The sequence below is a fragment of the Stenotrophomonas sp. Sm2128 genome (assembly GCF_030985535.1).
Classification (GTDB): Bacteria; Pseudomonadota; Gammaproteobacteria; order Xanthomonadales; family Xanthomonadaceae; genus Stenotrophomonas; species Stenotrophomonas maltophilia.
The window spans coordinates 1-26,118 of the sequence record NZ_JAPTFQ010000070.1; the positions used below are offsets into that span (position 1 = coordinate 1).

The following is a 26,118-nucleotide window of genomic DNA, read 5'->3' on the forward strand; positions in this document are numbered from 1 at the left end:
GCCTTCGGGAATGGATGGGGTCATTGGGCGCCTCCTTGGGCGGCGGGGGTGACAAACGGTTGAGTGGGCCGAAGGACGTCGGGGACGCCTTCGACATGGATAGGGCTGTTGGCGGTGAACCAGCCGGCTCGCCAGCGGCGGGCGGCATCCAGCGAGATCCTGAGCAGGCCGGAAATGCGCTGCGGGGTGAGCTGGCGCGGGTTCTGCATACGAGCCCACAGCGCAAAGCGCATCGCGCACAGGTGGTCGTAGCGCCGGCGGCCGGTGCGAGCCATCACTCCACCCCGCCGAAGATGCGATCGAAGTGGTTGTGCAACGAATCGACCAGGCGACCACCGAGGTAAGGCGGTAACTCACCTTCCAGATCCTCCTGGGACTGGCACACGGTGCCGATGGAGGGCGTCAGCGGGCCTTTGTCGAAGGCGGGACCTTCGTAGCCCCCAGCAGCAGACCGGGCCTTCTGCGCCCCTGTCATACCCGGCCGGGTACCACGCACACGCTGCGCCTGCGCGGCAGCCAACGCCGCTTGGTCGATCTTCCAGTCGGGGTTGAGGCGGTAGTTGCGGGCCAGCCCTTCGCCGACGCGCAGGATCATTCCGCACCGCACCGCCTTGGCGACCGCGTTGGACACATAGCCGCGGTAATGGAAGCCGTGCTCCATCACCCGATCGATCAGATCCGCAGAACGGACCACGCTGGCGCCCAGTGACAGGGCGATAGCGTGCTGCATTGCGACGCTGGGGACGGCGCTCATGGCTGAACAACCTGCGGCTGCGTGATGCCGGCTTCCGTACGCGTCAGCACGATGACCGGTGCAGGGCTGGGCGTAGTGCGAGCGACCACGCAAACCACCGCGCGGTGCTTGCCGTCGACCTTGCTACGGGCCTGGGCGTCTTCGATCGCCTTGTCCGAGTCGGTGAAGGTGTCGCCACCCACCCACTCAGCAGGGACCACCAGGAACTGGCCGCGCTCAGCCATGAGCCACCTCCCGCAGCATCGGAGGACGCTGGGTCCACTCCAGCTGCACGCCCTGGTACTCAGCGGCCATCACGCGGTCCTGCCCGCCGCTGCCGTTGGGCTGGCGGCGCTTGAGGTGGCCACCCACCATCGTGGGAGGGCGGTCCAGAATCAGCACCGCGCGACGGCCATTGCTGTGCAGGCCCAGGATCTCGATGCCGCTGTTCTCCAGCTCGCGTGCCGTGTTGGCGGCGGCATACAGCACGTCGGAATTGCGTTCATGGTTCATGGTTGGATTCCTCGTCGGTAGCGGGCTTGTCCAGCCCGAGTTGTCCGTACAGATCCGGGAGCGCAACGCGCTTCATCGCGCTGACCTGCTCCAGGGAGGTCATGGCGCGCCCGACCAGGAAGGTGCAGGCGCGGTCCAGTTCGGCCGCACTGGCGGCCAGGTGGTAGCCGTGAGCCGGGTGGGCGCAGATCGGGTGCCCCTCGCGCCGCAGCTGCTCGATGATCTGGCGCAGGCGGCGCTCGTCGGCGGTGCTGGTACGTGAAGTGATCTGCTGCACCAGGTCGCGGGCAGTGATGCCGTTGACGGCGCCGCGACGGCCCTGCAGCTGCAAAAGCACCGTCTGTGGGGACAGCTCTTGCGGTAGCAGGGCCAGCTGCATGTCAGATGGCCCCCCGATCAATGCCGGCGGCGATGGCCAGGTCGAGAATCTCGTCCAGTTCCAGCAGCCAGCGCTTGCCGGTGCTGTGCGAGATCACCATCACGCCGCTGTGGATCCACACCTCGACCAGGTACTCACGCCTGGTTTCAGGGTCCTGCACTTGGACCGTTCCCACTCGCGACGCCGTTGGGAACATGTGGCGGTCGTGCACCAGCACCCCGATGGACTTCTTCCGTTGGGGGTGCTGGGCGCTGTGGCGCTTGCGGTTGCACACTTGGCCGAGGCAACGCTGGAGGGTAGGAACGGCCATCATTCCTCCTCGTCGTCATCGCCGTCGCGCAGCTGGTCGACCAGCGCACGCAGCTGCTGCAGGTTGAGGCTGTCCAGCAGCGAAGCCATGCTCTGCCCGTCGCGCCACTCGATGCCGGCGCGACGGAACAGATTCCGGTGCATCACCGTCACCTGTCGATCAGGTAGCTCGGCATCGCGCATCAAGTGAAAAGCGAAGCTGCGCAGGTACTGCGGCCCAGAGGCGTTGTAATCAACCATGAGCCACCCCCTCGCGCTGCAGCACCTCGGCCGGAACATGCGCGGTGATGCGCTCCCAGTTGGCGCGCGGCACGATCACCACCTGGAGGATGTCCACGTTGATCGGCTCGGGTCGGTCCTGCATCTCGAAGGGAATCAGGATGGCTTGGGTGGCGAAGGGCCACGCATCGCCCTGCGGCGCCTTCACCATCGCTTCCACTGCCGGCCAGCCTTCAGTTCGAATCGCCATGTCAGCGGCCCTCCTGTTCGTCGCGAAGACGCAGCAGCCGTTCCAGCTCAGCCGTGCCCAGCGCCAGGCCACGAACGACGTTCTGGATGCGGATATCAACGTCGTCTTCTGGGTCATCCTCCAATCGACTGAGACCTTCCCAGGCGCTGGGGTTGAATGCGCTGCCGGCGACCAGCTGCTGGAGCGGCGCTATCTCCATCGCACCGTTCGCATCGACACTGACAACGTCCTGGTTCATCCACGACGGAAGCAGGTAGAAGGCTGCAGCCGCTGCGAGCTCCTCCTGTGCATGCTCGTCGTCGTGTTCGGCGGAATAGCCCTTCTCGTCGATCTGCCGATGACGTTCATCAGCGACAAGACCGAGTGCGGTTTTGAGCGAGGTGGTCAGATCCGTGCGCATCTCACGCCCCCCGCACGACGTCGGCGGTGACGGTCGGCACGCCCAGGTCAGCGGCGCGGTTCATCGCAGCGGTCAGGGCGTTCTGAACCGCCAGCGGGTACAGCAGCGATCCGGCGCCGCGCGAAGGAACCAGCTTGGTGCGGAGAGCGTCGATGGCGCCCTGATCCACCACCTTGTCCAGCGGCACCTGGGCACGCTTGAAACGGTGCGACAAGTACGCTCCCAGCTCATTGTCCAGTGGAGGCAGCGTGATGATCTCGATTCGCTGCACAACCTCGCGTACCTCCGGGTTGTGTTCGGAGAGCTTCACGCCCAGCTCAGGCTGGCCGATCAGGATCACCGACAGCAGCGGGCGCAGGCCGTCCTTCAGCTCCCGGAAGCGCTTGAGGTGCTTCAGGGTCGGCAGCGGCAGGCTGTGGGCCTCTTCGATCACCAGCACATGGCTGTGGCCGGCGCGAGCACTGTCACGCAGCGATTCGTGCAGCTGGCGGAAGCGGGCCTCGGGGCTGCTCTTCGGCTTGGCCAACGGGGCGACAGCGGCCATGATCGCCTCGGCGATATGGTGGCTGCGCAGGGTCTTGCCCACCGCGTCGCTGCCTTCGCTGGCCAGCACGTAGGGCTGGATCACAATGACGGCCTGCTCTTCGCGCTGGATGCGATCGACCAGGTCTTCGCGCAGCGTGCTCTTGCCAGCGCCACTTTCGCCGATCACCGCAGCAAAGCCGCCGTGACGGGCCACCTGGTACATGCTCTCGCGGACATAGCGGATATCCGGCGACAGGAACACCTCTTCGGCACTGGCCGGATCGGCGAAGGGATTGCTGGTGAGGCCGAAGTGACGCTTGGCCTGTGGAGTCAAAGCCTGAAAACGCAGTAGCATGGGATCTTCCTCGTCGTGAATGTCGTTGTCGTTATCGGTGTCTTGCGGTGGGGAAACTGGGGCTGGCGTGACCCCGCACGTCGGCCCCTCCTTTTCATGCCAGTGGGCGTCGGTCACGCCGTGCTGGGTCAGGCAGGAACTGATGGCAGCGCGCACCGCTGCCGGGTCGCAGCTGGTGGGCAGCTGGCCGTGGTTGATCAGGGCATTGAGGGCCGGACGGCTCAGGCCTGCAGCGCTGGCCAGGTCTCCCTGCTTGATGCCGGCCTCGGTGAGCAGGCGTTTCAGACGCAACGTCATGGGCGGGCCCTCCGCCCCTGCAAGGCAGCCTTCGCAGCGGCATAGGTGTTGAAGCCAGCCTTTCGCGCAGCGATCTCCAGAGCTTGGCAGTAACCGAATCCGTCGCGTTCCTGGATCAGGCGTGCGTCTTTCTTGATGCTGTCGAGCGAAGCCATCACGCGGCACCTCCTTCCACCAGGCGCAGGGCACCGCGCTCAGGTGTTGCCAGGGTCTGCGCCCAGGATTCGACCTGATCCACAGGCAGGCCTTCCGGCCAGCGCTGTGCGGTGCGGGCATAGTGGTCAGCCGTCCAGGTCGAACCCGCCGCCTCCAGCAGGGGTTTGAGGCGCATAGCCGCTTCCACGTGGTTCAGCGGCGGCAATTCCGCGCGGATGGGCGTGACCGAATCGACCGTGAAGCGAGGGGCCTCGACCACATCGGGGACCGCGACGTCGACGCGATGACCCCGGCGCGGCAGGTGCTGGATCTCCGGCGCCTGCTGCACCGACTTGTAGGGGTCGATACGGCCACCGAACGGCATTGCCTTGGCCTTGCGCTGCGCCTTGGCTTGCTCGTCGGTCTCGGCATCCATCGCCAGGCGCTCGACCCGCTTGCGGTTTGTGTCCGCCGGGGTGTCGGCGTGCGCGTGGTATGTGCCGACCGCCACCGCACCGGTGAACCCGTATGCGTCTGCTTCCAGCGGCTCCATCGTGTACCAGGTGTCGCGGCCAGCATCGTCTGTGAACAGCGCCTGCGCACCGAACTCGCTACCGAAGGCATTGCGGGCGACCGTGAGCTTCTGGCCCACGATCACGCCCGGCACGCCCGACACGTCGTAGGTCTTGCCCAGGAAGCTGATCCGCAGGAGCGGGTTGACCTTGCGCAGTTCCGGAGCGCGGGTGGCCAGCTTCATGCAGTCCTCGGTCGCCGGTACCAGGCGCAGCTGATCGGGCTTGATCGTCATCCACGCCTGGTAGCGCGAGGACTTGTGCCGGGTGTGTTGAGCGGTGGCATTGAAGTTGCGCATCCAACGCCACGCCGATGCGTTGAGCTGCTCCAAGCTCTGCACGTTGTCGAAGCGAAGGCGGTGCTCGAACTTGCGTTCGATCAGGTCGTTGGTCTTTTCGACTTGGCCCTTTGCCCACGGCTGGCCCGGCTGATTGATCCAGATGCGAATACCCAGGGCCGCGCACAGGTTCTTGAACATCGCACCCGTATTGGCGCTGCCAGGGTCCACCATCACCATCGTCGGTGCGCCACAGAACGGATCAGCCGCACCGCGGTACTGCATGGCGTTGATGAAGGTGCGGCACAGGTTCTCGCCGCTCTCGGCGCCCAGCACGTATTCCACGTAGAAGGCGCCGCTGGTGTGGTCGGTGAACACGTAGCGCCAGACGCGCTCGTTCTCGACGCGCGCCAGGTTCTTGGGCTTGTTCTTGTAGAACTCGCTTGCCGGCATCGCATGCAGGCCGTCCTGGCGCTTGAGGTAATACAGCACGCACAGGCTGGGATCGGCCTGCCACACCTGGTTGGGATGTTCGCTGGCCAGCTGAACCTTCGGTGCAGGTGCCGACAGCTGATCAGGGTGCAAGCGATTGGTGCGTAAGGCCTTGGCTGCCGAGCTTTCGCTCAGCAGTCGGATCTCGCCGGTAGCGGCATCCACAGTCTCGCCGCGCACCATGCCATTGGCGCGCAGCATGTCGATGGCCTCGCCGATGCTGGCCAGGCGCTTGCCAGTACCGCGACGTGACTCCAGCAATACAGCGGAAATCAGTTCCAGTTCCTGCTGGGTCCAGTCGGAGTTGCCCCGATCGCTGCGGCGCTTGCGAGGCTTCAGCGAACAGGTCAGCTTCGAGACCTGCCGATACAACGTCTGTACGCTGCAGCCCCATTCGGCGGCGTATCGCTCGGCAATGGCGCGCTTCTGGCCGTGCCCGGCGCAGAGCAGGTCAGCAGCGGCCTGCTCGATCAAGCTGGCGCTGAGGGCCATATCAGCCCTCCCGCTTCCAGTCGGCCAGGCGGCGGTCATGGATCACCGTGACGCCCACCTCCTGATGGTCGCGGACAAGGCGCAGGTCGTTGATCAGGCTGGCGATGATCCCGGCCACCTGCTCATCAACGTTGAGGTCGTGTTGCTCGGCGTGCTGCATCAGCGTGATCACCGCGCCGCTGAAGCCGGCTTCTTCACTGCCGCTGGCGATGGCAAGACGCACCTGGGAGGCGGCCAGCTCCAGCTGGGTCAGCAGTTCCTGCGACTGCTCGTCCGGAGTGGCCTTCTTCCACTTCTTCTGAGCTTTTGCCGTCTTCTCCTCCGCCTTGTTGAGATCGTCGCTCAACTTGGTGATGCGCTGATCCTTGGCCTCAAGGTCGGCGCGGGCGTCGCGGATGGCGGCGCGCAGTTCGGCGCGGGACATCGTCTCAACATCGTCGAGCGACAGACCACCGGTCTCACCCTGTTCGGCAAGCTCGATGAACTGTTCCTCCGGCAGGGAGAGCAGTTCGATCAGGCGGCTCTGGCTTTTGGTGGCAGCGATCAAATCATTCGCATGCGAATGATTTGGCAGCAACAGCATGCGACGTGCTGCCTCGATCATCCTGTGAGCCTGCGGCTGGCTAAGATTCAGGCGCTGCAGCATTTCCACCCATTCCCCGTGTGCCGCGCATTCCCGGGCAACGACGAGGTAACGCCCGGCGCGCAGGAACGCTTCGCAGCCCCGACGCAGTTCGCTGCGGATGGCGTTCTCGTAGTGGTCCGGGTGCCACGGCAGGCCGTCACCGAACTGGTCCACCACCTCGCTCTGGTGCTCGCCCAGGGTGACCAGCTCCTGGCTGCGCTCGGCCAGATTGCTTGTATCCAGTTCCGGGGTTACAGACTCGGCTTGGGCGAGCGGCTTGGCGCCGCGCTTGTTGGGTTGCTTCTCTGCCATTTCGATCCTCGTCATCAGTTGGGGCTACGGCTGTAGCGGTTCTTGAAGTCGTCCAGCTGCCGCTCTTCGCGGAGCACCTCGTCGAGATGTGCCAAGGCGATCTGGACAATTCGGGGGGACAGGCGCCAGTTGTCTTGGTCATACGGGGAGCGCTCGACCAGGCCGTCCTCGGCCAGGCGCTGCAGGTTGCGCAGCGTGGTGCTGGGTGATTCGCCGATGCCATCGGCGATTTGCTTCAGGCGCAGGCCGGAGCGGCTATGCCCAGCGAGGCCGAACAGCAGGCGGGCGAAGATGCTCTGCTCGCTCATGCCGCAGCGTCCTGCTGGCGGCGCGCCAACTCTTTCAGGATCCGGACGGCGCGGCGGTCGGCTGCGTCGACGGCGCCGGCCAGCGGCAGGGTGTTGGCCAGAGACGCGTCTGACTCGACGGCGCGCTGCCAGTTGTTCACGGCGGTGGCGTACTGATCGCGGGCTGAAGCGAGCAGTAGCTCCAGTTCACGGGTCGGAATCTCGTCCAAGCCGCTCATCGCTGACCATCCTTTGGGCCGGCCTTCATGCCCAATGCGATCGCAGCCAAGTGGGCTTCGCCGAAGTTGCCCTTTCGTTTGCCTCGAAGGAGGTCGACAACGGTGTGGCGGTTGAAGCCATGCGAGCGGCTCCATTCAGAAATGGAAATTCCGCTGGCAAGCAAATGTCTCCGGACCTCTGATCCAGTTTTCAGGCTCATTGCAGTACCCTGTGGTCAATTGTGGCTACCTAGGGCACATCGTGGAGACATTTATGACCCTTGTCAATGGGTTCTGGAGACATTTTTGACTATCGGCGAAAGGCTTCGTGAGCAACGGCTCGCGCTGGGGTACTCGCAGACTGACTTTGCGGCGCTCGTCGGGGCGTCTAAAAAGACGCAAGGTCGCTGGGAGCTGGGAGAGTCGTCTCCGGGTGCGGAAGCGTTGGCCGGATGGGCGGAAGTGGGACTTGACCCGCTGTACGTGCTGGTGGGTCGCCGAAGCGTTTCTCAGGCCGGCATGAAAGAAGAGGAGTTGGAGCAATTCAACTTGCTGGTTAGCCTTTTCTGGTCGTCTTCTGACGATAGCCGGCGGGAGGTTCTGAACATCCTTTCGGCACTTCATCAGCGGGATGTTCGAAACGACACTGCACGAGGTGTGCGCAGAAGGCGCACTCCAGCGTCTGACTAAGGAGAGTGGAATGCCTGCATTGAAGAAGAAGCTGGTGCTCGGTTTTTGCTTGGCGATCGCGGCGTATGCGCATGCCAGCGGAGGCGCGCGCGAGGCTACTCAGAAGGAGCTTGCGGCGATTAAGGCTGGACTTGAAACTCAGCTTAAGGATGCCTCTAGTGCGCGATTCAGTAATGTCCGGGTCGATGGGGAAGGTTCATTCTGTGGCTTGGTGAATTCCAAAAACGGCTTCGGTGCGTATGGTGGTTACACCCCAATGACTGGATTGCTATTCGATATGAATGGAAAGTTGACTGCTCACGTAATGGGCCTCGACTCTCCGGAGGCAGTCCAACTGGTATGTGAAGACAAGGGGCTAAGCCTCCCGCCGATTTGACTTCCCATGTGTAGCGCGTCGATGTCCTGGGCACTGGCCTTTTAAAGTCCCAATTGCCTCTCGACGCTCATAAGAGTCACTCTTCGACGCGCGCCGCAGTGGCTCATGCGGACCGCGGTCCCAAGACTCTGGCTCAATAGAAACTGAAACTCTGCCCATCGGTTTGGCGCGCATTGGCGCACCTGGCCGACGGGCATCCTCGTCTGCCCGTCGGCCATCTTTCCCCTGGAGATGGCGCATGGCAGCAGAGCAACCCGGTAACAAGGCACTGCCCATCGCGGGAGGAATGTTGGCGACCATGCTGGCATTGCTGCTCGGTTTGGTGCAGCCCTTCGAGGGCTACTCGTCCCAGCCCTACCGTGATGTAGTCGGCAAGCTGACGGTCTGCTACGGCCATACGGCCAAGGTGGAACAGCGCACCTACACCCGCGCCGAATGCGAGCGCCTGCTTCAGTCGGACCTCGGCGTCGCCTGGAACACCGTGCAGAGCTGCATCAAGGTGCCGATGACGGACTACCAGGCCGCCGCCCTGACGTCGTTCGCCTTCAACGTCGGTCCCGGTGGCGCTGGGGTCAAGGACGGCTTGTGCTTCCTGCGCAACGGCCAGCAGCCGCGGATCCGTGTGTACGCCAACCAGGGCCGCTGGGATCTTGCATGCGCCCAGCTGAGCAACTGGGCCAATGCAGGAGGCAAGCCTTACAAGGGACTTGAACGTCGCCGCACGGCGGAACGTGCGATGTGCGAGGGCCGGCACTGATGGTCCGCACCCTGACCGCAACGGTCGCCCTGCTGCTGGTGCTCCTGCTGGTCGCCATTGCCGCAGCACTTCTCTATCGCGGCAATGCCCTGGATGCGCAGGCTCGTGACGCCACGGCGCAGCAGCGTGTGACCACGCTTGAATCGCAGCTTGAAGACGAACGCAGGGCTCGTGGCATCGAGCACACCAAGGCCAAGGCGATGGCCCAGATCGGAGACGAACATGAAAATGATCGGGAGGCGTCCGCGTCCGTCCCTGCTGCCGTTGTGGCTGACCTGCGTACTGGCGATCTCAGGCTGCGCAACGACCTCGCCACCTGCCACACCGCTCGCCTGTCCCAAGCCGTCTCTGGCGCCGTCGAACGTGATGCGAGCGCCCAACTACGAGCAGAGGTCGCGGGCGATCTTGTTCGAGTCGGACGCGACGCCGACAACCACGTCCGGGCCTGCCAGCGCGTCATCGGTGTCCTCACCGGACAGCACCCTTCCGTCGAGGCCAACCCATGATCGTTGAAGTGCAGCCGCTCTACCTGGTGTGGTTCGCCGGCATCGGCATCACCCTGCTCGGCGGCCTGATCGCCGGTGGTCGCTGGCTGGTCAACCAGCTGCAGCAACGCACTGATCAGCAGTTGGCCATCCTGATCAACGACAGCAAGCGCTGGCGCGAGGTTGAGAGCCACCTCACCGACTTCCGTCTGGAAGTTGCGAAGGAATACGTCCGCCGCGAGGACTATGCCCGCGGGCAGAGCGTCATCGAGGCAAAGCTCGATGCAGTGGCCTCGAAGATCACGAACATGCAAAGCAAGGGGAACACGCCGTGAGTCACGGAAATCAGGGCCCGGATCTGGGCAAGTTGCGCCGGGAGCAGCTGCGCTGGCTGATGCTGCTGGTGCTGGATCGCTCTCGCCCCTATCCGATCGGCGAAGCCGTCCTGGCCGGCGCCGCCCAGGACATGTATCCGGATGCCACCGCTTTGGAAGTGCGCAGGGAGCTGGACTACCTGGACACCCGCCGCCTGATCGATATCACCAAATCCCCTTCGGGGCCGTGGTCGGCTGAGCTGACCCGCCACGGTGTGGATATTGTCGAGTACAGCATCGACTGCGGGCCGGGTATCGCGCGCCCACCGAAGTACTGGTGATCCCATGCCTCCCGTGAGCAAGATCGACCTATTGCCGGCCGAGGTGCGCGACGAGCTGGATCGGCGCCTGGTCGCCAATGCCTTCGGCGGCAGCATCTCGCTGTCCGAATGGCTCGGCGAGCAGGGCTATGAGATCAGCAAGACCACCGTCAACGAACGCGCCAAGCGGCTCAAGCGCCGCCTGGCCTCGATCAGTGCCAGCACCGAGGCAATGAAGCTGGTGGCCGAGCAGGCGCCGGATAATGCCGCCGAGCGCGGCAGTGCACTGCTGGGCCTGCTGCAGACCGACCTGTTCGAAGCGCTGCTGCAGTTCCAGGAAGCGGCCGATCAGGACGATGAGAGCATTTCCCCAGCCGATCGCATTGCGCTGTACAGCAAGGCGGCCAAGGCCATTGCCGAGCTGACCCGCTCTTCCATCGTGCGAGAGAAATGGGCCGGCGAAATCCGCCAGAAGGCGTTGATCGACGCGGCCAGCCGGGTCGAGGAGGCTGCACGGGCAAAGGGCCTGGACGCTGAGGGCGTGGAGTTCTGGCGCAACAAGGTGCTGCATGGAGTCGGCTAAGTGAGTGCACTGGGTCCCCTGCCGGATACCGAGCGCGTCCTGGACTGGGATGAGCTGCCTGAGAGCGTGCGCTCGATCTCGGCCAACTTCGATCCGAGCAAGGCCGGCGTGCTGATGGCCCATCAGTCCGAATGGATCCGGATGCAGGAAGGGCTGGATATCGCGGTCTGCGAGAAGGGGCGTCGTACCGGCATCACCTTCGCCCAGGCATTGAGCGACACCATCACCGCCGCCTCTGCCAAGGACGCCGGCGGCGACAACGTGTGGTACATGGCCGACACCAAGGAAAAGGGCCTGGAGTTCATTGGCTACGTGGCCAAGTTCGCGCCGATCATTGCCCAGGGCCAAGCCTCGCGTATCGAGCAGCACATCTTCCAGGACCAGCAGCCGGACGGCACCAGCCGGCAGATCCAGGCGTTTCGCGTTCGCTTCGCCAGTGGTTTCCGTATCACGGCACTGTCATCGCGCCCGGAGAACATCCACGGCCTGCAGGGCGTGGTCGACCTGGACGAAGCGGCGCTGCACAAGGACGTGGCCAAGGTGCTCGAATCGGCCACCGCGCTGCTGATCTGGGGTGGCCGGATCCGAGTGTGGTCCACTCACCGCGGCAAGAAGAACCCGTTCAACCAGCTGGTGCAGGACGTCCAGGCCGGTCGCTACGGAAAGAAGGCCGGGGTCATCCGCATCAGCTTCGATGATGCCGTGTCCAACGGGCTGTATGAGCGAGTCTGCGCCATGCGTGGCAAGGTGGCCACCGCCGAGGGCAAGAAGGAGTGGTACACCGCCATCCGCTCGGCCTATGGCCCGCGCAAGGCCGCCATGCGTGAGGAGCTGGACGTCATCCCGCGCGATGGCGATGGCTCGGCCATCCCCTCGGTCTGGATCGACCGGGCCATGCCCGACGTCCGGCCTGTGCTGCGCCTGGTCTTCGATGACGACTTCCCCAAGCGCTCGGAAAAGGAGCGCGAGATCTGGTGCTCGGTCTGGATCGCCACCACGCTGCTGCCGGTGCTGCGCGCGGCGATGGCCGGGTTCACCGGGCGCTGGGCGATCGGCATGGACTTCGCTCGCCACCGTCACTTTTCCGTGATCACCCCGGCCAAGATCGGCCAGGATCTGCGGCGCGACGTGCCCTTCCTGATCGAGATGGCCAATGCGCCCACCCGCCAGCAGGAGCAGATCCTGTGGGCGCTGTTGGACGCGCTGAAGGAAGGATTCCCTGGCCGCTGGTCGTTCGCTGGCGACGCCACCGGGCCGGGCCAGACCCTGATGGAATACACCGGCGACCGCTACGGCCGGGCCGAGCTCGATGCCGAGACGGGGCGCTACAGCGGCGGCCCGATCCACGAGGTCACCCTGTCGCGGCCGTGGTACAGCGAATGGATGCCCAAGTACATCGCGCTGTTCGAAGACGGCTTCCTCACCCTGCCCAGGGACGCATCGCTGGAGGATGACCACCGCGCCGTGGAGTACGTCGATGGCATCCCGATGGTGCCGCGGCTGGAGCGCAAGGACCTGCAGGATCCCGAGCTGGTGCGTCACGGCGACGGCGCGATCGCAGGCGTGCTGATGCAGTTTGCCGCGCTCAACCACGTCACCTCGGTGCCCATTGAGTTCCAGGCCGCCGGCACCCGCGCCTACATTGGCGACGGCCGGGCCGATGGCGTGGCCACCGTCGTGACTGACGATGCCTTCGGCACCGTCAGCGGCGGCAATGATTTTGGAGGATTCGTATGACCATCGCCCGCCCAGAGATCGGCCGCGAGATTGCCACCACCGCCGATGGCATCGACATTACCCGTGGCTACACCGGGCCGCTGCTGCTGCCCTTCGATAGCGTGCTGCGCAATCGGGGCGGCTATGACCTGCAGATCTACGAGCAGGTGCTGTCCGATCCGGAGGTGAAAACCACCTTTGGCTCGCGCCAGGACTCGGTGGTGGCCTGCGAATGGCAGGTGGAGCCCGGAGGCGAGAAGCGCATCGACCGCCAGGCGGCAGAGTATCTGCAGGAGCAGCTGCACGGCATCGGCTGGGACAACGTCACCCGCAAGATGCTGTTTGGTGTGTTCTACGGCTATGGCGTGGCCGAGCTGCTGTACAAGGTCGACGGCACCCGCATCGGCCTGGAGGCGATCAAGGTCCGCAATCGCCGACGCTTCCGCTACGGCAAGGAAGGCGATCTGCGCCTGCTCACCCAGACGCAGATGACGGAGGGCGTCCCGGCACTCGCACCGTACTTCTGGAACTTCTGCTCCGGTGCCGACCATGACGATGAGCCCTACGGCCTGGGCCTGGCGCACTGGCTGTACTGGCCGGTGCTGTTCAAGCGCAACGGGCTGAAGTTCTGGCTGATCTTCCTGGAGAAGTTCGGCATGCCCACTGCGGTGGGCAAGTACGACAGTGAGGCGACCGATCCGGAGAAGGCCAAGCTGCTGCAGGCCACCCGCGCGATCCAGACCGACAGCGGCATCATCATGCCCAAGGGCATGGAGCTGGCGCTGCTGGAGGCTGGGCGTAGTGGCACGGCCGACTACAAGGCCCTGCAGGACTACATGGATGCCACCATCCAGAAGGTGGTGCTGGGCCAGACCGCCAGCACCCAGGGCACACCCGGCAAGCTGGGCAACGACCAGCTGCAGCGGGAGGTGCGCCGCGACATCATCACCTCCGATGCCGACCTGGTGTGCGAATCCTTCAACAAGGGGCCGGCACGCTGGCTCACCGAATGGAACTTCCCCGGGGCGGCCATCCCACGGGTCTACCGCGTCACGGAAGAGCCGGAGGATCTGGACGCCACCGCCAGCCGTGACAAGAAGATCCTCGACCTGGGCTACAAGCCCAAGCAGGTCTACATGGACCAGACCTATGGGGACAACTACGAGCCTATCCAGGCGTCGCCGACGCCGCCTACGGTACCGACCGCGATCGATGGGCCACAGTTCGCTGATGCCGGCGGCACCGTGGGCAGCCTGCTGCGCCGGCACTACCCGGCGGCCTTTGCCGACAGCACCCCAAAGGCGCCTGATCCTGCCGTCGGCCTGGGCCGGCAGCTTGATCGGCAGCTATCGCCCATTGGCAGTGGCTGGGTGGAGCAGATCCGCCAGCTGGTCGATGAGGTCGATTCGCTGGAGGAACTGCGCGACCGGCTGTTCGAGCTGCATCCGAACATGACCCTGTACGACTACGCCTCGGTGATGGCCGATGCGATGACGGCAGCGACGCTGGCCGGCCGTACCGACGTCCTGGGCGCGGGAGACTGATCAATGGCCGGCGTTGCCTACGCTCAACTGCCGTTCCAGGAGCAGATCGAGTTCTTCCGTCGCAAGAAGAACGTGCTCACCGAGAGCTACCTTGACGTATGGGAGGCCGAGCACGACACCAGCTTCATGGTGGCTGGCGCCAACCGTGATGCACTGCTGGCCGACTTCCGGCAGTCCATCGACCGTGTCATCGCCGAAGGCCGCACGCTGGAGCAGTTCCGCGAAGACTTCGATCGGATCGTGGCCGCGCATGGCTGGGACTACAAGGGCGGTCGGAACTGGCGCTCGCGGGTGATCTACGAGACCAACCTGCGCCAGAGCTACAACGCCGGGCGCTGGGCCCAGCTGCAACAGCTGATCAAGGTGCGGCCATTCTGGCGTTACAACCACAACGATGCCGTCGAGCACCCTCGGCCGCTGCACGTGTCCTGGAATGGCCTGGTGCTGCGCCATGACGATCCGTGGTGGCGCTACCACTATCCGGCCAACGGCTGGGGCTGCCAGTGCTATGTCGATGCGCTCAACGAGCGCGACCTGCGCCGCTTGGGCAAGGACGGCCCCGACACGGCCCCCGAGATCGTGATGCAGTCGGTGACCATCGGGCAGCGCAGTCCTGGTGGGCCGCGCACTGTGCTGACGCCGGCAGGCGTCGATCCTGGGTTCGGCTACGCACCCGGCGCAACGGCCGATCACTGGCCCGGTGGGCGTGGTGGTCCGGTCACCCCGCCGTCATTGACTGGGCAACTGACCTCCGCTCTGCAGAACGCCCTGGAGACGGGAGCACGGTTGCCGGCGGCGCCAGCGGCTGCCAGCGCTGCTCAGGCCTTGGCGCGGCCGCGCGCCAGGGATGCGCTGCAGGCCGGCTATGCCAGCTGGCTGACCAGCATTGATGGCGATGCTGCCCACGCTGCCCGCTACCTGGCCGGAGCACTGTCGCCCGGACTGGTTTCGCAGCTGCAGCGTGCCGCCGTTCGCCCAGCGACGGCGGCCTTTGCTGTGTTGGCCGACCAGCTCCCCATCACTCGACCTGGCGCGGTGGCCATCGCCGCAGCCGAGCTGCCCATCCGCCTTCTCGATGCGGTGGCCATCCTGCTGGACGCTGCCGCAGGCCGCTTGCGCTATGTGCTGGCGGTGGGGCGTCCTGCCTTCATGGTGGTCGATGTGGCCATCTCGGAAACGGGCGTCAGCACGGTGCAGTCCCAGCTGCAGATGCTGATGCCCGCCGAACTCCAGCGCGGCGTTGCCGATGGCACGCTGCAGCTGCTGCAGGGAGAGATCTGATGGCGCAGTTTGAAGTCACCCTTGATTCGGCAACACCTGGTCTGGCCGATGCGCTGCGGCAGCTGGAGGGCGAGGCGCGCCAACTGATCTTGAAGGACTGGGGCGAGTACCTGCTGAGGTCCACGCGCGAGCGGGCCGCAAAGGAGCGGGACCCGACTGGACGTCGATGGCGCGCGCTTGAGCCCAGCTACAAACGCTGGAAACAGAAGAAGCGCCCCGGCGTGCCGATTCTGAAGTTCGATTTCCACATGCTCGGTGACATGGCTTCATGGCAAACGGACGGGAACGATGCCGTCCTGGTCGGTACCAATGCACCCTATGGCGCCATCCACCAATTCGGCGGCACCATCCAACGCGCCGCGCGTCCGGCCAATATCCACCTGAAGACGGGTAAGGGCGGCAGCCGGTTCGTCAAAGCCAGTCGTGGGAACGCGCGCTACAAGCGCTCGGTCACAATGCCTTCGTACACGAACACCATCGCTGCTCGTCCGTGGCTCGGTGTCAGTCGCGAGGATGAGAAGGAGCTGCTGGATATCGCCCAGGATCACGTGAGCGGCGCCTTCGAGTGATCATCGCGTAGGAGGCGCTGTGCGCGCCTCCATGCCGGGGCCGCCACACTCGGACGTCATTGGGGACTGCTTGGTGTCTGACACGCCTCTCTGGCGTGTTCGCGGCCAAGAGCGCGCGGGGTCTTAACTGCTGCTTCCTGCAATGTCGCAAGAGTGATCATTTCTTGCGGACCGCGGTCCCAATACATGAGACAGCGGTGCGGGAAAACTGGCGGCATGAACCAGCCCGCCGCCACCCTGCAGATCTTCAAAGCCGGCACGCACGTTGCCGAAGACGGCCGCACGCTGACTTTCAGCGAAGCGGATGTGCAGCAGATCGCCGATAGCTACGATCCGGCACTGCATGAAGCACCCATCGTGGTGGGCCATCCCAAGACCGACGATCCGGCCTATGGCTGGGGCAAAACCCTTCAGGCCAAGGACGGCCTCCTCGTCGCCGAGCCGCACAATGTTGATCCTGCCTTTGCAGAGCTGGTCAACAACGGGCGCTTCAAGAAGATCAGCGCTTCGATCTTCATGCCCGATTCGCCGGGAAATCCGACGCCGGGCAAGTACTACCTGCGCCACATCGGCTTCCTGGGCGCGCAGCCGCCGGCGGTGAAGGGACTCAAGTCAGCCTCGTTCGCTGAGGGCGACGATGCCGCCTGCTTTGCCATGTCGCTGGCCCCACTGGGCTGGACGCTGACGGACCTGTTCCGCCGCTTCCGCGACTGGCTGATCGACACCCAGGGCCTTGAGACGGCCGACCAGGTCATTCCCGACTGGCAGATCCGTGGGATCGAGAGCAGCACACGCGATGACGACGAAGCGCGCAACTCAGCCCTCTTTTCGTCGCCATTGCTCACCCAGTTCCCGCGCAGCGCCATCGGCGCGCCAGCGCCCATCCCGGCAACGCCTCCCACTCGTGAACAGGTCAAATCGGAGATCGACCCCATGTCCCAGCAGAACACCCCGGAGCACGCCCAGCGTCAGCAGCAGCTCGACCAGCAGGCTTCCACCCTGGACGCTCGCGAGAAGGCCCTCGCCGCCCGTGAACAGTCCGCCCGACGCGAAGATGCGGTGGCGTTCGCCGAAGGCCTGGTGAAGGAAGGCAAGCTGCTGCCCCGTCAGCAGCCGGCCGTGGTGGAGCTGCTGCTGGCCCAGCCGAATGGCAAGGAACCGCTGAACTTCGCCGAGGGCGAAACGACGGTGTCCAAGCCGGCCGAGTCGGTCCTGCGCGAGCTGCTGACCAGCCTGCCCAAGGCGGTGGACTTCGGCGAGAAGTCCGGTGGCGACGCACCCAACGCAGCGGCGAACTTCGCCGCGCCCCCGGGCACGCATGTCGATGCCGGCCGCGCGGATCTGTTCAACCAGGCCAAGGCCTACCAGCAGCAGCACCCCGGCACGTCCTGGGCGGCTGCAGTCGCCGCGGTCGGCGGCTGACCTTCCCATCCAGGAGCCCACCATGTCCCAGAACATCGCTCTGCTCACGCTGTCCGTGCTGGCCGCGGCAGCCCTCACCCACAACCGCTTCGTCTCGCCGACCGGTGAAGTCGCCGCTGCCGGCGGCAACGCCTGCGGGGTTGCGCGCTCGGATGCCGCCGTCGGGCAGTTGGCGCCGGTCGACGTCTTGGGCACCACGCAAGTGACCGCAGGTGGCGCAATCGCTGCCGGCGCCGCCCTCCAGGTGGGTGCCGATGGCAAGGCCATCACCGCCGACGCCGGCAAGGTCGTTGCCCGTGCGGCGCCTGGCGCCACGGCCACCGCCGATGGCGATGTCCTCGAAGTGATCCTCATCCCGAACTGACCGGCTAGTGCCGTAGGAGATTTACATGTCTGGACAAATGACCCCCGGCCAGGTTCGCGTCGTTGACCCGATCCTTTCCGAACACGCCCGTGGCTACCGCCAGGCGCAGCTCGTGGCCACCGCGCTGTTCCCCTTCGCCGACGTCGCCGCCTATGGCGGCCAGGTGATCGAGTTCGGCAAGGAGTCCTTCAAGATCTACAACGCCAAGCGTGCCCCCGGTGCCAATACCAAGCGCATCCGCTTCGGCTATGAGGGCAAGCCGTACGCCATCGTCCCGAGCGCACTGGAAGCGCCGGTGCCGCGTGAACATATGCGAGATGCAAGCCAGGTGCCGGGGATCAACCTGAGCACCCGGGCCGTGAACATCGTGCTGCGCTCGCTGCTGCTGGAATACGAGGTGGACAGCGCCAAGATCGCCACCAATGCAGCCAACTACGACAACGACCACAAAGTCGCGCTGGCTGGCAACAACGTGTGGTCCAACGCTGCTTCGAACCCCGCGCAGGACGTCGAAACCGGCAAGGAAGCTGTGCGTGACAGCATCGGTCTGTATCCCAACACCATGCTGTTGTCTGCCAAGGCGTTCAAGCAGCTCAAGCAGCATCCAAAGCTGATTGACCGCTCGGCCAGCACCGGCATTCGCAAGGTCACCTTGGATCTGCTCAAGCAGGTTTTCGAGATCGACAACATCGTCGTCGGCGGCGGTGTGGTGGCCGATGACAATGGCGCATTCGGTGATGTCTGGGGTACTTCGGCTGTTCTGGCCTACGTCAGCCCTGGCGCTGACGTGAACGCCAACGTCGAGGAGCCCAGCTACGGCTATGGCTATCGCATCGAAGGCATGCCCCTGGTCGAAGTTCCCTACTGGGACAACAGCGCCAAGAGCTGGATCTACGGGGTCAGCAACGATGCCACCCCGGTCCTGGCAGGCATGGCCGCCGGCTATCTGATCAGCGGCGCAGGCAACTGATGACCGGCGCCGGCGAAGGATAGTCGGCGCAGTTGCCGCCTTACCCGTACAACCCAGCGAGCGGCAGCACCAGGCAAACGCGGGCCTGGCCGTGCGGAGCACAGCAGAACCATGCGTGACAGCCGGAGAGCACGGCACCACACCTATTCGGAGAACTCGTCGTGGCCAAGCCCCGCACTGCGCCGCCCAGCGCACCCAAGACCGTCCAGGACGACCAGCCGGCCGACGTGCCAGTCGTCACGGAAGACAAGACTGCCGACGCACCGCCGGCGACGGACGGCTTGGTGCCGGAGCAAGGCCACAGTGAGCTGGAGACCGCCACGTCGGCGGCCTCCGCAGGCGATGGTGCTGCCGTCGACCCGCTGCAGGCTGACCATCCGGCAGCGGACCAGGACGCCGCCATCGACGCGGGTGCTCCGTCGCCGGAAGCCGACATCACCATTGGGGTTGCCGCCGGTGGAGGCGATTCGCCCAATGCACTGGTTTCTGATGGTCTCTGGCTGCCTATGTGCTTTGAAGTACTCAGCCCGTTCAAGCACAACGACGTCGTCGTCAAGCCGCCGGCGTGGATCGAGATGACGTGGGAAGAGGCGCAGGCCTACCAGGATGCCGGTGTCCTCGGTGACGACCCGGTCGCCCCGGAAGAGCTGGAGTAACCGGCCGTCATGTCCTACTGCACGCTCGCACTGCTGTCGGCGGCCAAGCTCGCCCAGGAGCTGGCGCAGGTGGCCACGCCGGAGCGCTATCCGGTTGTGGACGATGCGCTGATGGATGCCACGCTGCTCGGCAGCGATCGCAGCGCATTCGACCCGGCCGACGTGGCGATCGCCGATGAGGCGGCCGCGCACGTGCAGAGCGCCCTGGACGATGCCGATGGCGTGATCAACGGCTACCTGGTCATGCGCAAGCCCAAGCCCTATCCGGTACCGCTGCCAGCGCCGGTACCGGGGATCGTGTCCACCTGGGCCCGATGGATTGCGCGCTACCTGCTGCACAAGGACCGGGTCAACACCGAGGAACGCACCGATCCGGTGGTGCGCGACTACAAGGAAGCGCTGCGCTTTCTGGAGCTGGTGCGCGATGGCAAGTTCAGCCTCGGCGCCGATGACCCGCTGCCTGCGCCCAGCGGCGGTGCACCGGAGGTCTGTGCACCACCGCGAGAGTTCAGCCATCGAACCCTGCAGGACTACGGCCGGTGAGCACCCAGCCCTTCGACACTGGCCTGGTGCGCGATCGCATCCGACAGGGCGTCAGCGAGAAGGAGCTGCGCCAGGTGCAGGGCAGCGCCGACTACGCCGCCGTTACAGCGCTGCGCGACTTCCCCGCGCCGTGCTGCTACGTGCTGCTGGCCCGGGAGATGCCGCTGGAGACCAAAACCGGCGTTTCGATCCCCGGCCAGCAGTCGCGCCTGGCGCAGTTGGTCGAAGTGAACTTCGCGGTGGTAACCGTCTGCCGCAACTACCGCGAGCAGCGCGGGGCGCAGGTGATCGATGAGCTGCGCCTGCTGCTGGGCAAGGTTCGTCAGCCGCTGCTGGGCTGGACACCGCCCATTCCTGGTGGCCGTGCCTGCCAGCTCATCGAGGGCAACCTCGAGGACTACGACGCTGCCACCGCCCTGTGGGTCGACGTATGGAAGACCCAAGCCGTTCTTCAACCCGAGATTCCGCGATGACTACCCAGACCACTCAGAAGCACACGATCAAGAAGGCGGGCCTGACGCTTGCGAGCAAGCCCATTGCGGAAGGCGAAACGGTGGAGCTTCCTGCCGACCTGGTGCCCTGGGCGGTTGAGCGCGGCTTCATTGACGCTCCCGACGCCGATTCTTCCCCCAATCCGTCGCGCAAGGCCAACGGCCAGGCGACTCCTGCCATCGCCCAGGAGGCGAAGTAAGTCATGTCCAAGACCGAATATTTCTCGTTCCAGGGCCGCGTGTATCTGGGCCTGCGCAATGCCGACGGCAGCCGCGCGCCGGCGCGCTGGGTGTATGACAGCAGCGTCCTGGAGCTGGCCATGTCCAGCACCCGTGAAACCAAGAAGGAGAGCTGGTCGGGTGTGCGCGGCGTCGCCGCTACCATGACCACCGAGCGCAACCTGGGTGTGAGGCTGACGCTGGGTCAGATCAACACCGACAATCTGGCCCTGGCCACCGATGGCACGCTTCTGGATTTGGCTTCGGGCTCGGTCGCCAACGAGGCCATCGGTGCCGTCAAGCCCGGCGACGTGGTCGCGTTGGAGTACGCCGCGATCAGCGCGCTGGTGCTGGAGGGTGGTACGCCGGCAGCACCGCTGGTGGCCGACACCGACTACACCTTCAACCCGGCCACCGGCATCATCACCTTCCTGACCGCCAAGGCCGCGGTGGTCGCTAAGACCTACGAGTACGCTGCCCACAGCGTGGTCAAGGTGTTCGAGAGCAGCAAGTCCGAGTACTACGCGCTGTTCGACGCGGTCAACAGTGTCGACGGTACCACTCAGCGCGTCCGCGCCGACGTGAACCGCATTTCGTTCCCGGCGGCTGAATCTCTGGCGCTGATCAACGACAGCTTCGGTGAGATCGTGCTCAATGGCGAGGCCAAGATCGATCCGGTCCGCCAGTCCGATCCGCGCTTCGGTCTGTACGCCCGCGTCCTGCTGGTGGATGCCGCCTGATGGCCACGCGAATCGGCAATCAGGACCAACCGCCGTCCGAACCCGGCTCGCCGGATTCGGAGGCAGTCGCCGGCGAACTGGACATCCTGGCTGCGCAGCAGCAGGGCCAGGTCGACGGCAAGACGGTGATCGTGCGCGAGTACGGCTTCTTCGAAGGGGCGCGGATCCTGCCGGCAGCGGCTCCGCTGCTGGCCGACCTGCAGCCGCTGTTTGAAGGGCGCGAGCCGCCTTCGATGCTGCAGGTCACCGATGTCCTGCTCTCGCATCCGGACGTATTCCGCCACCTGCTGGCCTGCGCTATCGCCCCTCCGCCGGGCGAGGGCTCCGATACCGCGGCCGAGGTGCGGGCGCAGGAAGCCTGGCTGGAAACGCTGAATGAAACCGATGGCGAGCAAATGCTGCTGTTGTGGTGGCAGGCCAACGGAAATTTTTTGCTGCGCCGGCTGCTGCGCAACGCCGTCGGCAAAAGGGTGAACCAGTCGGCTACGGACGAGTCTTCACCGACCTGATCTGTGCCGGCTACGGGCGCTGCTTTGCCGACATCGGTCGGATGACGCAGCGCCAGATCCTGCTCGCTTGGGAGCATGTCCAAGCCCAACAACGGCGAGCACGGCGGGAACGCATTACCGACACCAACGCTGCCTATGCCGGGGGTGATCCGGCGACCACCTTGCTGAAGGAACTGAAGTAACAATGGCCGCCACCCGCAACCTTGAACTGGCGATGCGCATCGCCCTGGATATCGAGCAGGCGCAAAAGAGCCTGCCGGTGCTGCAGCGGGGGCTGGCCTCGATCAAGGATGCTGGCACTGCCGCTGGCGCAGGTCTGGAGGGTGTCACCAAGGGTGCCGACAAGGCGGCCGGCGCGCTGGACCAAGCCAGCCGCAGTGGCGCTTCAGCCGCGGATCGGGTGCGCACGGCCGGCGCATCCATGCAGAAGACGGTAGCCGATGAGATCCGCTCGATCTCCGAGCTCGATGCTCGTCTGCAGCAGGGCGCAGCCAGCATGTCCGAACTGGCTGACACCGAGGCTCTGCTCGATCGGGTCATGGCCCGCGGGCTGATCACCACCGAGGACTACAACAGCGCACTGAAGACGCTGGACAAACAGGAAGCATCGCTGAGCCGCACTGAGCAGCAGCGTCAACGCTCCCTGGAAGGTGTCATGGGCCGGTACGACGGGGCGTCGGCCAAGCTTCAGAAGCTGGAGCGGGACGAGCAGGAGCTCAAGGCAGCGGTGGATGCCGGTCGCATCAGCCGCGAGCAGTACAACCGCGCCCTTGCGGGCATCAACATCCAGCGTAACGCCGTCAACCTGGCCGAGATCAACAATCGCGGCCGCGGGCCGGGCGCTATCTCCGCCGGGCAGTACCAGATGGCCATGCGCCAGCTACCGGCGCAGATCACCGATATCACTACCAGCATCGTCAGCGGCATGCCGATCTGGATGGTGGCCGTCCAGCAGGGCGGCCAGCTGAAGGATTCCTTTGGTGGCGTGGTGCCGGCCGCGCGTGCGCTGGTTGGCGCTATTACCCCCACCATCGCCGTGGTCGGCGGACTGGCCGCGGCGGTGGGCGGCCTGGTGCTGGCCTGGAAACAGGCGGCCGACGAAGAGATGGCTTTCCAGCGGGCGTTGATCGTCACCAACAACTATGCCGCCACCAGCACTGCCAACTTGCAGGCCCGGCGCGATCAGCTCACCGGCCTTCAAGGCGTTTCCCGAGGCAACGCTGCTGAGGCGCTGACGAAGGTGGCTCAAACCGGTCGTTTCACCGGTGAGCAGTTCGAGCTCGTCGCCCGCAGCGCTGCGAAGATGCAGGCCTCCGCCGGCCAGGCCATCGATACCACCGTCGCCAAGTTCCTCTCTCTGAAGAAGGATCCGGTCGAAGGTCTACTTACGCTCACCGAGTCGGAGAACTTCCTGACCGAAGCCCAGCTCGCACGCGTGCGCGCCCTGGTCAAAGAGGGCAACCAGCAGGAGGCAGTGGCGGAGGCGATCAAGATCTATTCCGATCGCCTCGATGAGGTCGCAGATCAGAGCGATGAGACGATGCCGGCGCTAGCGCGCAGTTGGCGGGATGTCAAGAAGGACGTCAGCGGCGCCTGGGGCGCGCTGGGCGACTTCACCAACGCGGTGGTCCAGCTGGCTGGCGAATGGGGTGTGCTGGCCAGGCTGCCGCGGCTGTCCGATCTGTTGGGGATGGGCGTGGTCGGCAGCACGCTGGCCAAGAACTTCGGGCTCCCTTCCTTTGCTGACCTGACCGGCAAGATGGCTGCGCGCATCCGGGCGGCCTCTGGAACCAACGCGCCTGTGAAGGTGCAGATGGCTGGCATCTATGCACCCATCGATCCCGACCAGGCCAAGGCGGCTAAGGAATTCGAACAGCTCCGGTTGGAGAATCTCAGTAAGGAGAAGAAGCTCGAAGAAGAGATCAAGAGGATCCGGGCTGCGGGCAATGCTGCTGGCAAGAGCAATGCCGAGATTAAGGCGCTGGAGGCAGAGGCACGGGCACGCTACCTGGAGAGCCTGCCCAAGAAGCCGAAGGGCGCCAAGTCAGAAGCCCAGAAGGATGAGGCGGCCGCGCTGCGCGAACTGGAGCGCCTGAAGCAACAGATCGAGCTGGTCGGCACGCTCGATGAGACACGCAAGAAGGCCACGGAGGTGTCCCGCGTCCAGGCTGCCATCGATGAGGGCAACTTCCAGAATGCGTCGTCGAAGACTAAGCAGGAGCTGCTGGATAGCGCGAAGAAGCTTGATGCTGCGAACTCTCTGGTTGAATCCAATCGGAAGCTGCTGGAGGTGCGGGATCAGATTGCCAACCTTGAAGGGCGCGGTCCCGATGCACAGCAGGCCAAGAGCTTGCGCGAGCTCGAGGTCACACGCCGGCAGATGGTCGAGGCTGGCAACCAGTCCGGTGTGGCCGAGGTCGACCGTGCCAAGGAGCTGGTCCGCCTCACGGCCGAACTGCAGAAGATGCAGGAGACCTACAACCGCGCAATGGGCGAAATGGGCTTGGCTCAGCAGCGCATCCAGGTTGAGCTGCAGGCTGGGCTGATCACCGAAGCGCAGGCGCGCCAGAAGCTGGTAGATCTGTCCCGGCAGCAGCTGACCGCTCTGGGCGATCTTCCCGATCGCATGCGCGCCACCGCCGAAGCGCTGAAGAACCCCGAAGCGCTGCAGGCTGCCGAGCAGATGGCCGTCAAGCTCAAGGAGATGGCCGCCACCACCAACCTGCTGCAGCAGAACGTGCGCACCACGTTCCAGAGCGCATTCCGTGATGCCCTCATGTCGCTGGCCAATGGCAATGCCACCTTGGGCGAGATCGTGCGCAGCTTCTTCCAGTCCATCGCCAGTGGTCTGGCTGGGTATGTGGCCGATGAGCTGTCGGCCAAGCTGGCGTCCACCCTGACTGGAAAGCTGTTCGACAAGGGCGCCGAGGTCGGTACCGAGGTGGCTGCGGCGACCGCAACGCAGGCGTCGGCCGCGGCCTTGTCCTCTGCTGGTGGTGTTGTCACCGCCGGTGCAAGTGCCGTGACCAGTAGCGCCTCGGCCTTGGCGGGCGCCGGCGGCGGTCTGATCACCGGTGCAGGGGCTCTGTCTGCGGCCGCAGTCCAACTCAAGCAAGCCGCCATCGCACTGGCTGCGGCCAACAATGCCAAGGCCGTTGTCAGTATGGTCGGTAGTATTGCTGGTGCGGCCAGCAACACCGGCACGGTCAGTGTGGGTACGCCTACTCCCGTCAGTAGAGCGCAGGGTGGTCCCGTTTGGGGTGCAGGTACAGGTACCAGTGACAGCATTCCTGCCTGGCTCTCCAACGGTGAATTCGTAGCCCGGGCCAAGGTTGTTTCTCAGCCCGGTGCACTCGCATTCCTGCATGCCTTCAACGCCATCGGGATGGATGCCGTCCGGCGATGGGGTGCCTATGCCTTTGCCGACGGCGGCCTGGTCAGCCAGATGCCCTCGCTGCAGCGCTCGCCAGTGTTCAACACAGTGGCGGCGGCTCCGACCGGCTCGCCTACTCAGCTGGGTATACGCCTGATCAATCAGGTATCGCCGGGTCTGTTCGAGGACTACATCGACGATCCAGGCAGCGACAGAACCATCATCAACAAGATCAACCGCAACTCTGCGGCGATCCGCCAAGTATTGGGACTCTGAGCATGGCCTGGGCAACGGACACCGCCGCCAACATCACCGACCTCATGGCCCGCCTGCGGGACTTCCTGACCACCAATGCCGCCCTGGTGGCGGCGAACCAGCAATGGCAGGTGGTGGGTGGCGTGGCCAGCGGTCCGATCGCGGCCAACGATTTTGTGTCACTGAAGGGCCGAGGTCTGGCGGGCGAGGATGAGATCTACGTGTCTCTGCAGGCGTGGGTGGTGCCCGCCAGCGCTTACTACAACATGGCGATCTTCGGTCATACCGGCTACAACCCGGCGCAGCCGCGCTTGGATCCTCCTGGCTCCAATTCGAATCCGGTGGCGTTGCTGGGCGTCAACTCGCCGATCAAGTACTGGTTCGTCGCAAACGGCCGTTGCTTCAAGGTCATCACGCGAATCAACGGTCGTTATGACGCCGTCTACGCTGGCTTCATCTTGACCGACCATCTTCCAGCCGACTGGAGCTACCCGCTTTTCATCGGGGGATCGTGCCTGGAGCGGAACTACCTGGCCTCGTCGGATGGCTA

38 protein-coding genes are annotated in these 26,118 nt (G+C 64.9%); 22 read left to right on the forward strand and 16 right to left on the reverse strand.

Annotated elements, in window-relative coordinates; genetic code table 11:
- Positions 1 to 20 precede the first annotated feature (20 nt).
- From O0K41_RS17365 to O0K41_RS17440, 16 genes are all read right to left on the reverse strand, one after another.
- Complete coding sequence (locus O0K41_RS17365) at positions 21 to 275, reverse strand: hypothetical protein (RefSeq protein WP_049450952.1); 255 nt, start codon at positions 273 to 275, stop codon at positions 21 to 23.
- Entirely contained in the window at positions 275 to 754 is a 480-nt protein-coding gene (locus tag O0K41_RS17370; RefSeq protein WP_141097897.1) for a hypothetical protein, read from the reverse strand. Before O0K41_RS17370 ends, O0K41_RS17365 begins: the two co-directional genes overlap by 1 nt.
- Positions 751 to 978: a hypothetical protein gene (locus tag O0K41_RS17375; RefSeq protein ID WP_008265784.1), complete on the reverse strand. Its 228-nt coding sequence runs from the start codon at positions 976 to 978 to the stop codon at positions 751 to 753. The genes O0K41_RS17370 and O0K41_RS17375 overlap by 4 nt, the downstream gene beginning before the upstream one ends.
- On the reverse strand, positions 971 to 1,246 hold the full coding sequence (locus tag O0K41_RS17380; RefSeq protein WP_040006676.1) for a hypothetical protein: 276 nt from the start codon (positions 1,244 to 1,246) through the stop codon (positions 971 to 973). Before O0K41_RS17380 ends, O0K41_RS17375 begins: the two co-directional genes overlap by 8 nt.
- Entirely contained in the window at positions 1,236 to 1,625 is a 390-nt protein-coding gene (locus O0K41_RS17385; RefSeq protein ID WP_024957596.1) for a hypothetical protein, read from the reverse strand. The genes O0K41_RS17380 and O0K41_RS17385 overlap by 11 nt, the downstream gene beginning before the upstream one ends.
- A 1-nt stretch (position 1,626) precedes the next feature.
- Positions 1,627 to 1,785 (reverse strand): hypothetical protein, encoded by a 159-nt coding sequence (locus O0K41_RS17390; protein ID WP_158229106.1) that lies wholly within the window; start codon positions 1,783 to 1,785, stop codon positions 1,627 to 1,629.
- Positions 1,786 to 1,934: 149 nt separating this feature from the next.
- Positions 1,935 to 2,174, reverse strand: a complete 240-nt coding sequence (locus tag O0K41_RS17395; RefSeq protein ID WP_088435826.1) for a hypothetical protein — start codon at positions 2,172 to 2,174, stop codon at positions 1,935 to 1,937.
- Complete coding sequence (locus tag O0K41_RS17400; RefSeq protein ID WP_049450961.1) at positions 2,167 to 2,403, reverse strand: hypothetical protein; 237 nt, start codon at positions 2,401 to 2,403, stop codon at positions 2,167 to 2,169. Before O0K41_RS17400 ends, O0K41_RS17395 begins: the two co-directional genes overlap by 8 nt.
- A gap of 1 nt (position 2,404) precedes the next feature.
- The gene (locus tag O0K41_RS17405) at positions 2,405 to 2,803 is read right to left on the reverse strand and encodes a hypothetical protein (protein ID WP_049450963.1); all 399 of its coding nucleotides are present in this window, start codon (positions 2,801 to 2,803) and stop codon (positions 2,405 to 2,407) included.
- A 1-nt stretch (position 2,804) separates the two neighbouring features.
- Positions 2,805 to 3,980, reverse strand: coding sequence for an AAA family ATPase (locus tag O0K41_RS17410; protein WP_088435827.1), 1,176 nt, complete (start codon positions 3,978 to 3,980; stop codon positions 2,805 to 2,807).
- Positions 3,977 to 4,135, reverse strand: coding sequence for a hypothetical protein (locus O0K41_RS17415; RefSeq protein ID WP_008268046.1), 159 nt, complete (start codon positions 4,133 to 4,135; stop codon positions 3,977 to 3,979). The genes O0K41_RS17410 and O0K41_RS17415 overlap by 4 nt, the downstream gene beginning before the upstream one ends.
- Positions 4,135 to 5,949, reverse strand: coding sequence for a DDE-type integrase/transposase/recombinase (locus O0K41_RS17420; protein WP_049449812.1), 1,815 nt, complete (start codon positions 5,947 to 5,949; stop codon positions 4,135 to 4,137). Before O0K41_RS17420 ends, O0K41_RS17415 begins: the two co-directional genes overlap by 1 nt.
- Position 5,950: 1 nt before the next feature.
- Positions 5,951 to 6,886 (reverse strand): DUF3102 domain-containing protein, encoded by a 936-nt coding sequence (locus O0K41_RS17425; RefSeq protein WP_049449843.1) that lies wholly within the window; start codon positions 6,884 to 6,886, stop codon positions 5,951 to 5,953.
- A 14-nt stretch (positions 6,887 to 6,900) separates the two neighbouring features.
- Positions 6,901 to 7,194: a helix-turn-helix domain-containing protein gene (locus O0K41_RS17430; protein ID WP_049449813.1), complete on the reverse strand. Its 294-nt coding sequence runs from the start codon at positions 7,192 to 7,194 to the stop codon at positions 6,901 to 6,903.
- Positions 7,191 to 7,412 (reverse strand): hypothetical protein, encoded by a 222-nt coding sequence (locus O0K41_RS17435; protein ID WP_049449814.1) that lies wholly within the window; start codon positions 7,410 to 7,412, stop codon positions 7,191 to 7,193. The genes O0K41_RS17430 and O0K41_RS17435 overlap by 4 nt, the downstream gene beginning before the upstream one ends.
- Positions 7,409 to 7,612, reverse strand: a complete 204-nt coding sequence (locus tag O0K41_RS17440) for a DNA-binding protein (protein ID WP_080353083.1) — start codon at positions 7,610 to 7,612, stop codon at positions 7,409 to 7,411. Before O0K41_RS17440 ends, O0K41_RS17435 begins: the two co-directional genes overlap by 4 nt.
- A gap of 85 nt (positions 7,613 to 7,697) precedes the next feature.
- Here O0K41_RS17440 and O0K41_RS17445 point away from each other — a divergent pair, with 85 nt between their 5' ends.
- The 22 genes from O0K41_RS17445 to O0K41_RS17550 all read left to right on the forward strand — a co-directional run.
- A complete protein-coding gene (locus O0K41_RS17445) occupies positions 7,698 to 8,081 on the forward strand; it encodes a helix-turn-helix transcriptional regulator (RefSeq protein ID WP_053090770.1) in 384 nt (127 codons plus the stop codon).
- A 10-nt stretch (positions 8,082 to 8,091) separates the two neighbouring features.
- Positions 8,092 to 8,457: a hypothetical protein gene (locus O0K41_RS17450; protein WP_049449815.1), complete on the forward strand. Its 366-nt coding sequence runs from the start codon at positions 8,092 to 8,094 to the stop codon at positions 8,455 to 8,457.
- Between the two features lie 238 nt (positions 8,458 to 8,695).
- Positions 8,696 to 9,214 carry a lysozyme gene (locus tag O0K41_RS17455; RefSeq protein WP_065427936.1) on the forward strand — a complete coding sequence of 173 codons (519 nt, stop codon included), beginning with the start codon at positions 8,696 to 8,698 and terminating at the stop codon, positions 9,212 to 9,214.
- Entirely contained in the window at positions 9,214 to 9,720 is a 507-nt protein-coding gene (locus tag O0K41_RS17460; RefSeq protein WP_164255556.1) for a lysis system i-spanin subunit Rz, read from the forward strand. Before O0K41_RS17455 ends, O0K41_RS17460 begins: the two co-directional genes overlap by 1 nt.
- Entirely contained in the window at positions 9,717 to 10,034 is a 318-nt protein-coding gene (locus tag O0K41_RS17465) for a hypothetical protein (RefSeq protein WP_049397725.1), read from the forward strand. The genes O0K41_RS17460 and O0K41_RS17465 overlap by 4 nt, the downstream gene beginning before the upstream one ends.
- Positions 10,031 to 10,354 carry a hypothetical protein gene (locus O0K41_RS17470; protein ID WP_024957611.1) on the forward strand — a complete coding sequence of 108 codons (324 nt, stop codon included), beginning with the start codon at positions 10,031 to 10,033 and terminating at the stop codon, positions 10,352 to 10,354. Before O0K41_RS17465 ends, O0K41_RS17470 begins: the two co-directional genes overlap by 4 nt.
- Positions 10,355 to 10,358: 4 nt before the next feature.
- A complete protein-coding gene (locus tag O0K41_RS17475; RefSeq protein ID WP_197631434.1) occupies positions 10,359 to 10,916 on the forward strand; it encodes a DUF3486 family protein in 558 nt (185 codons plus the stop codon).
- On the forward strand, positions 10,917 to 12,653 hold the full coding sequence (locus tag O0K41_RS17480) for a hypothetical protein (protein WP_197631433.1): 1,737 nt from the start codon (positions 10,917 to 10,919) through the stop codon (positions 12,651 to 12,653).
- A complete protein-coding gene (locus O0K41_RS17485; RefSeq protein WP_197631432.1) occupies positions 12,650 to 14,176 on the forward strand; it encodes a DUF935 family protein in 1,527 nt (508 codons plus the stop codon). Before O0K41_RS17480 ends, O0K41_RS17485 begins: the two co-directional genes overlap by 4 nt.
- Positions 14,177 to 14,179: 3 nt before the next feature.
- Entirely contained in the window at positions 14,180 to 15,457 is a 1,278-nt protein-coding gene (locus O0K41_RS17490) for a phage minor head protein (protein ID WP_308304540.1), read from the forward strand.
- The gene (locus O0K41_RS17495; protein ID WP_049397720.1) at positions 15,457 to 16,026 is read left to right on the forward strand and encodes a phage virion morphogenesis protein; all 570 of its coding nucleotides are present in this window, start codon (positions 15,457 to 15,459) and stop codon (positions 16,024 to 16,026) included. The genes O0K41_RS17490 and O0K41_RS17495 overlap by 1 nt, the downstream gene beginning before the upstream one ends.
- Before the next feature lie 216 nt (positions 16,027 to 16,242).
- Positions 16,243 to 17,448, forward strand: a complete 1,206-nt coding sequence (locus tag O0K41_RS17500) for a hypothetical protein (protein ID WP_049449825.1) — start codon at positions 16,243 to 16,245, stop codon at positions 17,446 to 17,448.
- A gap of 22 nt (positions 17,449 to 17,470) precedes the next feature.
- Positions 17,471 to 17,812, forward strand: a complete 342-nt coding sequence (locus O0K41_RS17505; protein WP_024957618.1) for a capsid cement protein — start codon at positions 17,471 to 17,473, stop codon at positions 17,810 to 17,812.
- Positions 17,813 to 17,837: 25 nt separating this feature from the next.
- Positions 17,838 to 18,782 (forward strand): hypothetical protein, encoded by a 945-nt coding sequence (locus tag O0K41_RS17510; RefSeq protein ID WP_024957619.1) that lies wholly within the window; start codon positions 17,838 to 17,840, stop codon positions 18,780 to 18,782.
- A gap of 161 nt (positions 18,783 to 18,943) precedes the next feature.
- A complete protein-coding gene (locus O0K41_RS17515) occupies positions 18,944 to 19,438 on the forward strand; it encodes a hypothetical protein (protein ID WP_049397716.1) in 495 nt (164 codons plus the stop codon).
- 9 nt (positions 19,439 to 19,447) lie between these two features.
- Entirely contained in the window at positions 19,448 to 19,981 is a 534-nt protein-coding gene (locus O0K41_RS17520; protein WP_049449826.1) for a DUF1320 domain-containing protein, read from the forward strand.
- Positions 19,978 to 20,454, forward strand: a complete 477-nt coding sequence (locus O0K41_RS17525; protein ID WP_064968315.1) for a hypothetical protein — start codon at positions 19,978 to 19,980, stop codon at positions 20,452 to 20,454. Before O0K41_RS17520 ends, O0K41_RS17525 begins: the two co-directional genes overlap by 4 nt.
- A complete protein-coding gene (locus O0K41_RS17530) occupies positions 20,451 to 20,672 on the forward strand; it encodes a hypothetical protein (RefSeq protein ID WP_049403053.1) in 222 nt (73 codons plus the stop codon). Before O0K41_RS17525 ends, O0K41_RS17530 begins: the two co-directional genes overlap by 4 nt.
- Positions 20,673 to 20,675: 3 nt before the next feature.
- Complete coding sequence (locus O0K41_RS17535) at positions 20,676 to 21,431, forward strand: hypothetical protein (protein ID WP_049397714.1); 756 nt, start codon at positions 20,676 to 20,678, stop codon at positions 21,429 to 21,431.
- The gene (locus O0K41_RS17540) at positions 21,431 to 21,940 is read left to right on the forward strand and encodes a DUF6631 family protein (RefSeq protein ID WP_049449827.1); all 510 of its coding nucleotides are present in this window, start codon (positions 21,431 to 21,433) and stop codon (positions 21,938 to 21,940) included. Before O0K41_RS17535 ends, O0K41_RS17540 begins: the two co-directional genes overlap by 1 nt.
- A 184-nt stretch (positions 21,941 to 22,124) precedes the next feature.
- The gene (locus O0K41_RS17545) at positions 22,125 to 25,589 is read left to right on the forward strand and encodes a phage tail length tape measure family protein (protein WP_088435829.1); all 3,465 of its coding nucleotides are present in this window, start codon (positions 22,125 to 22,127) and stop codon (positions 25,587 to 25,589) included.
- Positions 25,590 to 25,591: 2 nt separating this feature from the next.
- The coding region (locus O0K41_RS17550; protein ID WP_308304541.1) for a hypothetical protein at positions 25,592 to 26,118 on the forward strand (527 nt) is incomplete at its 3' end.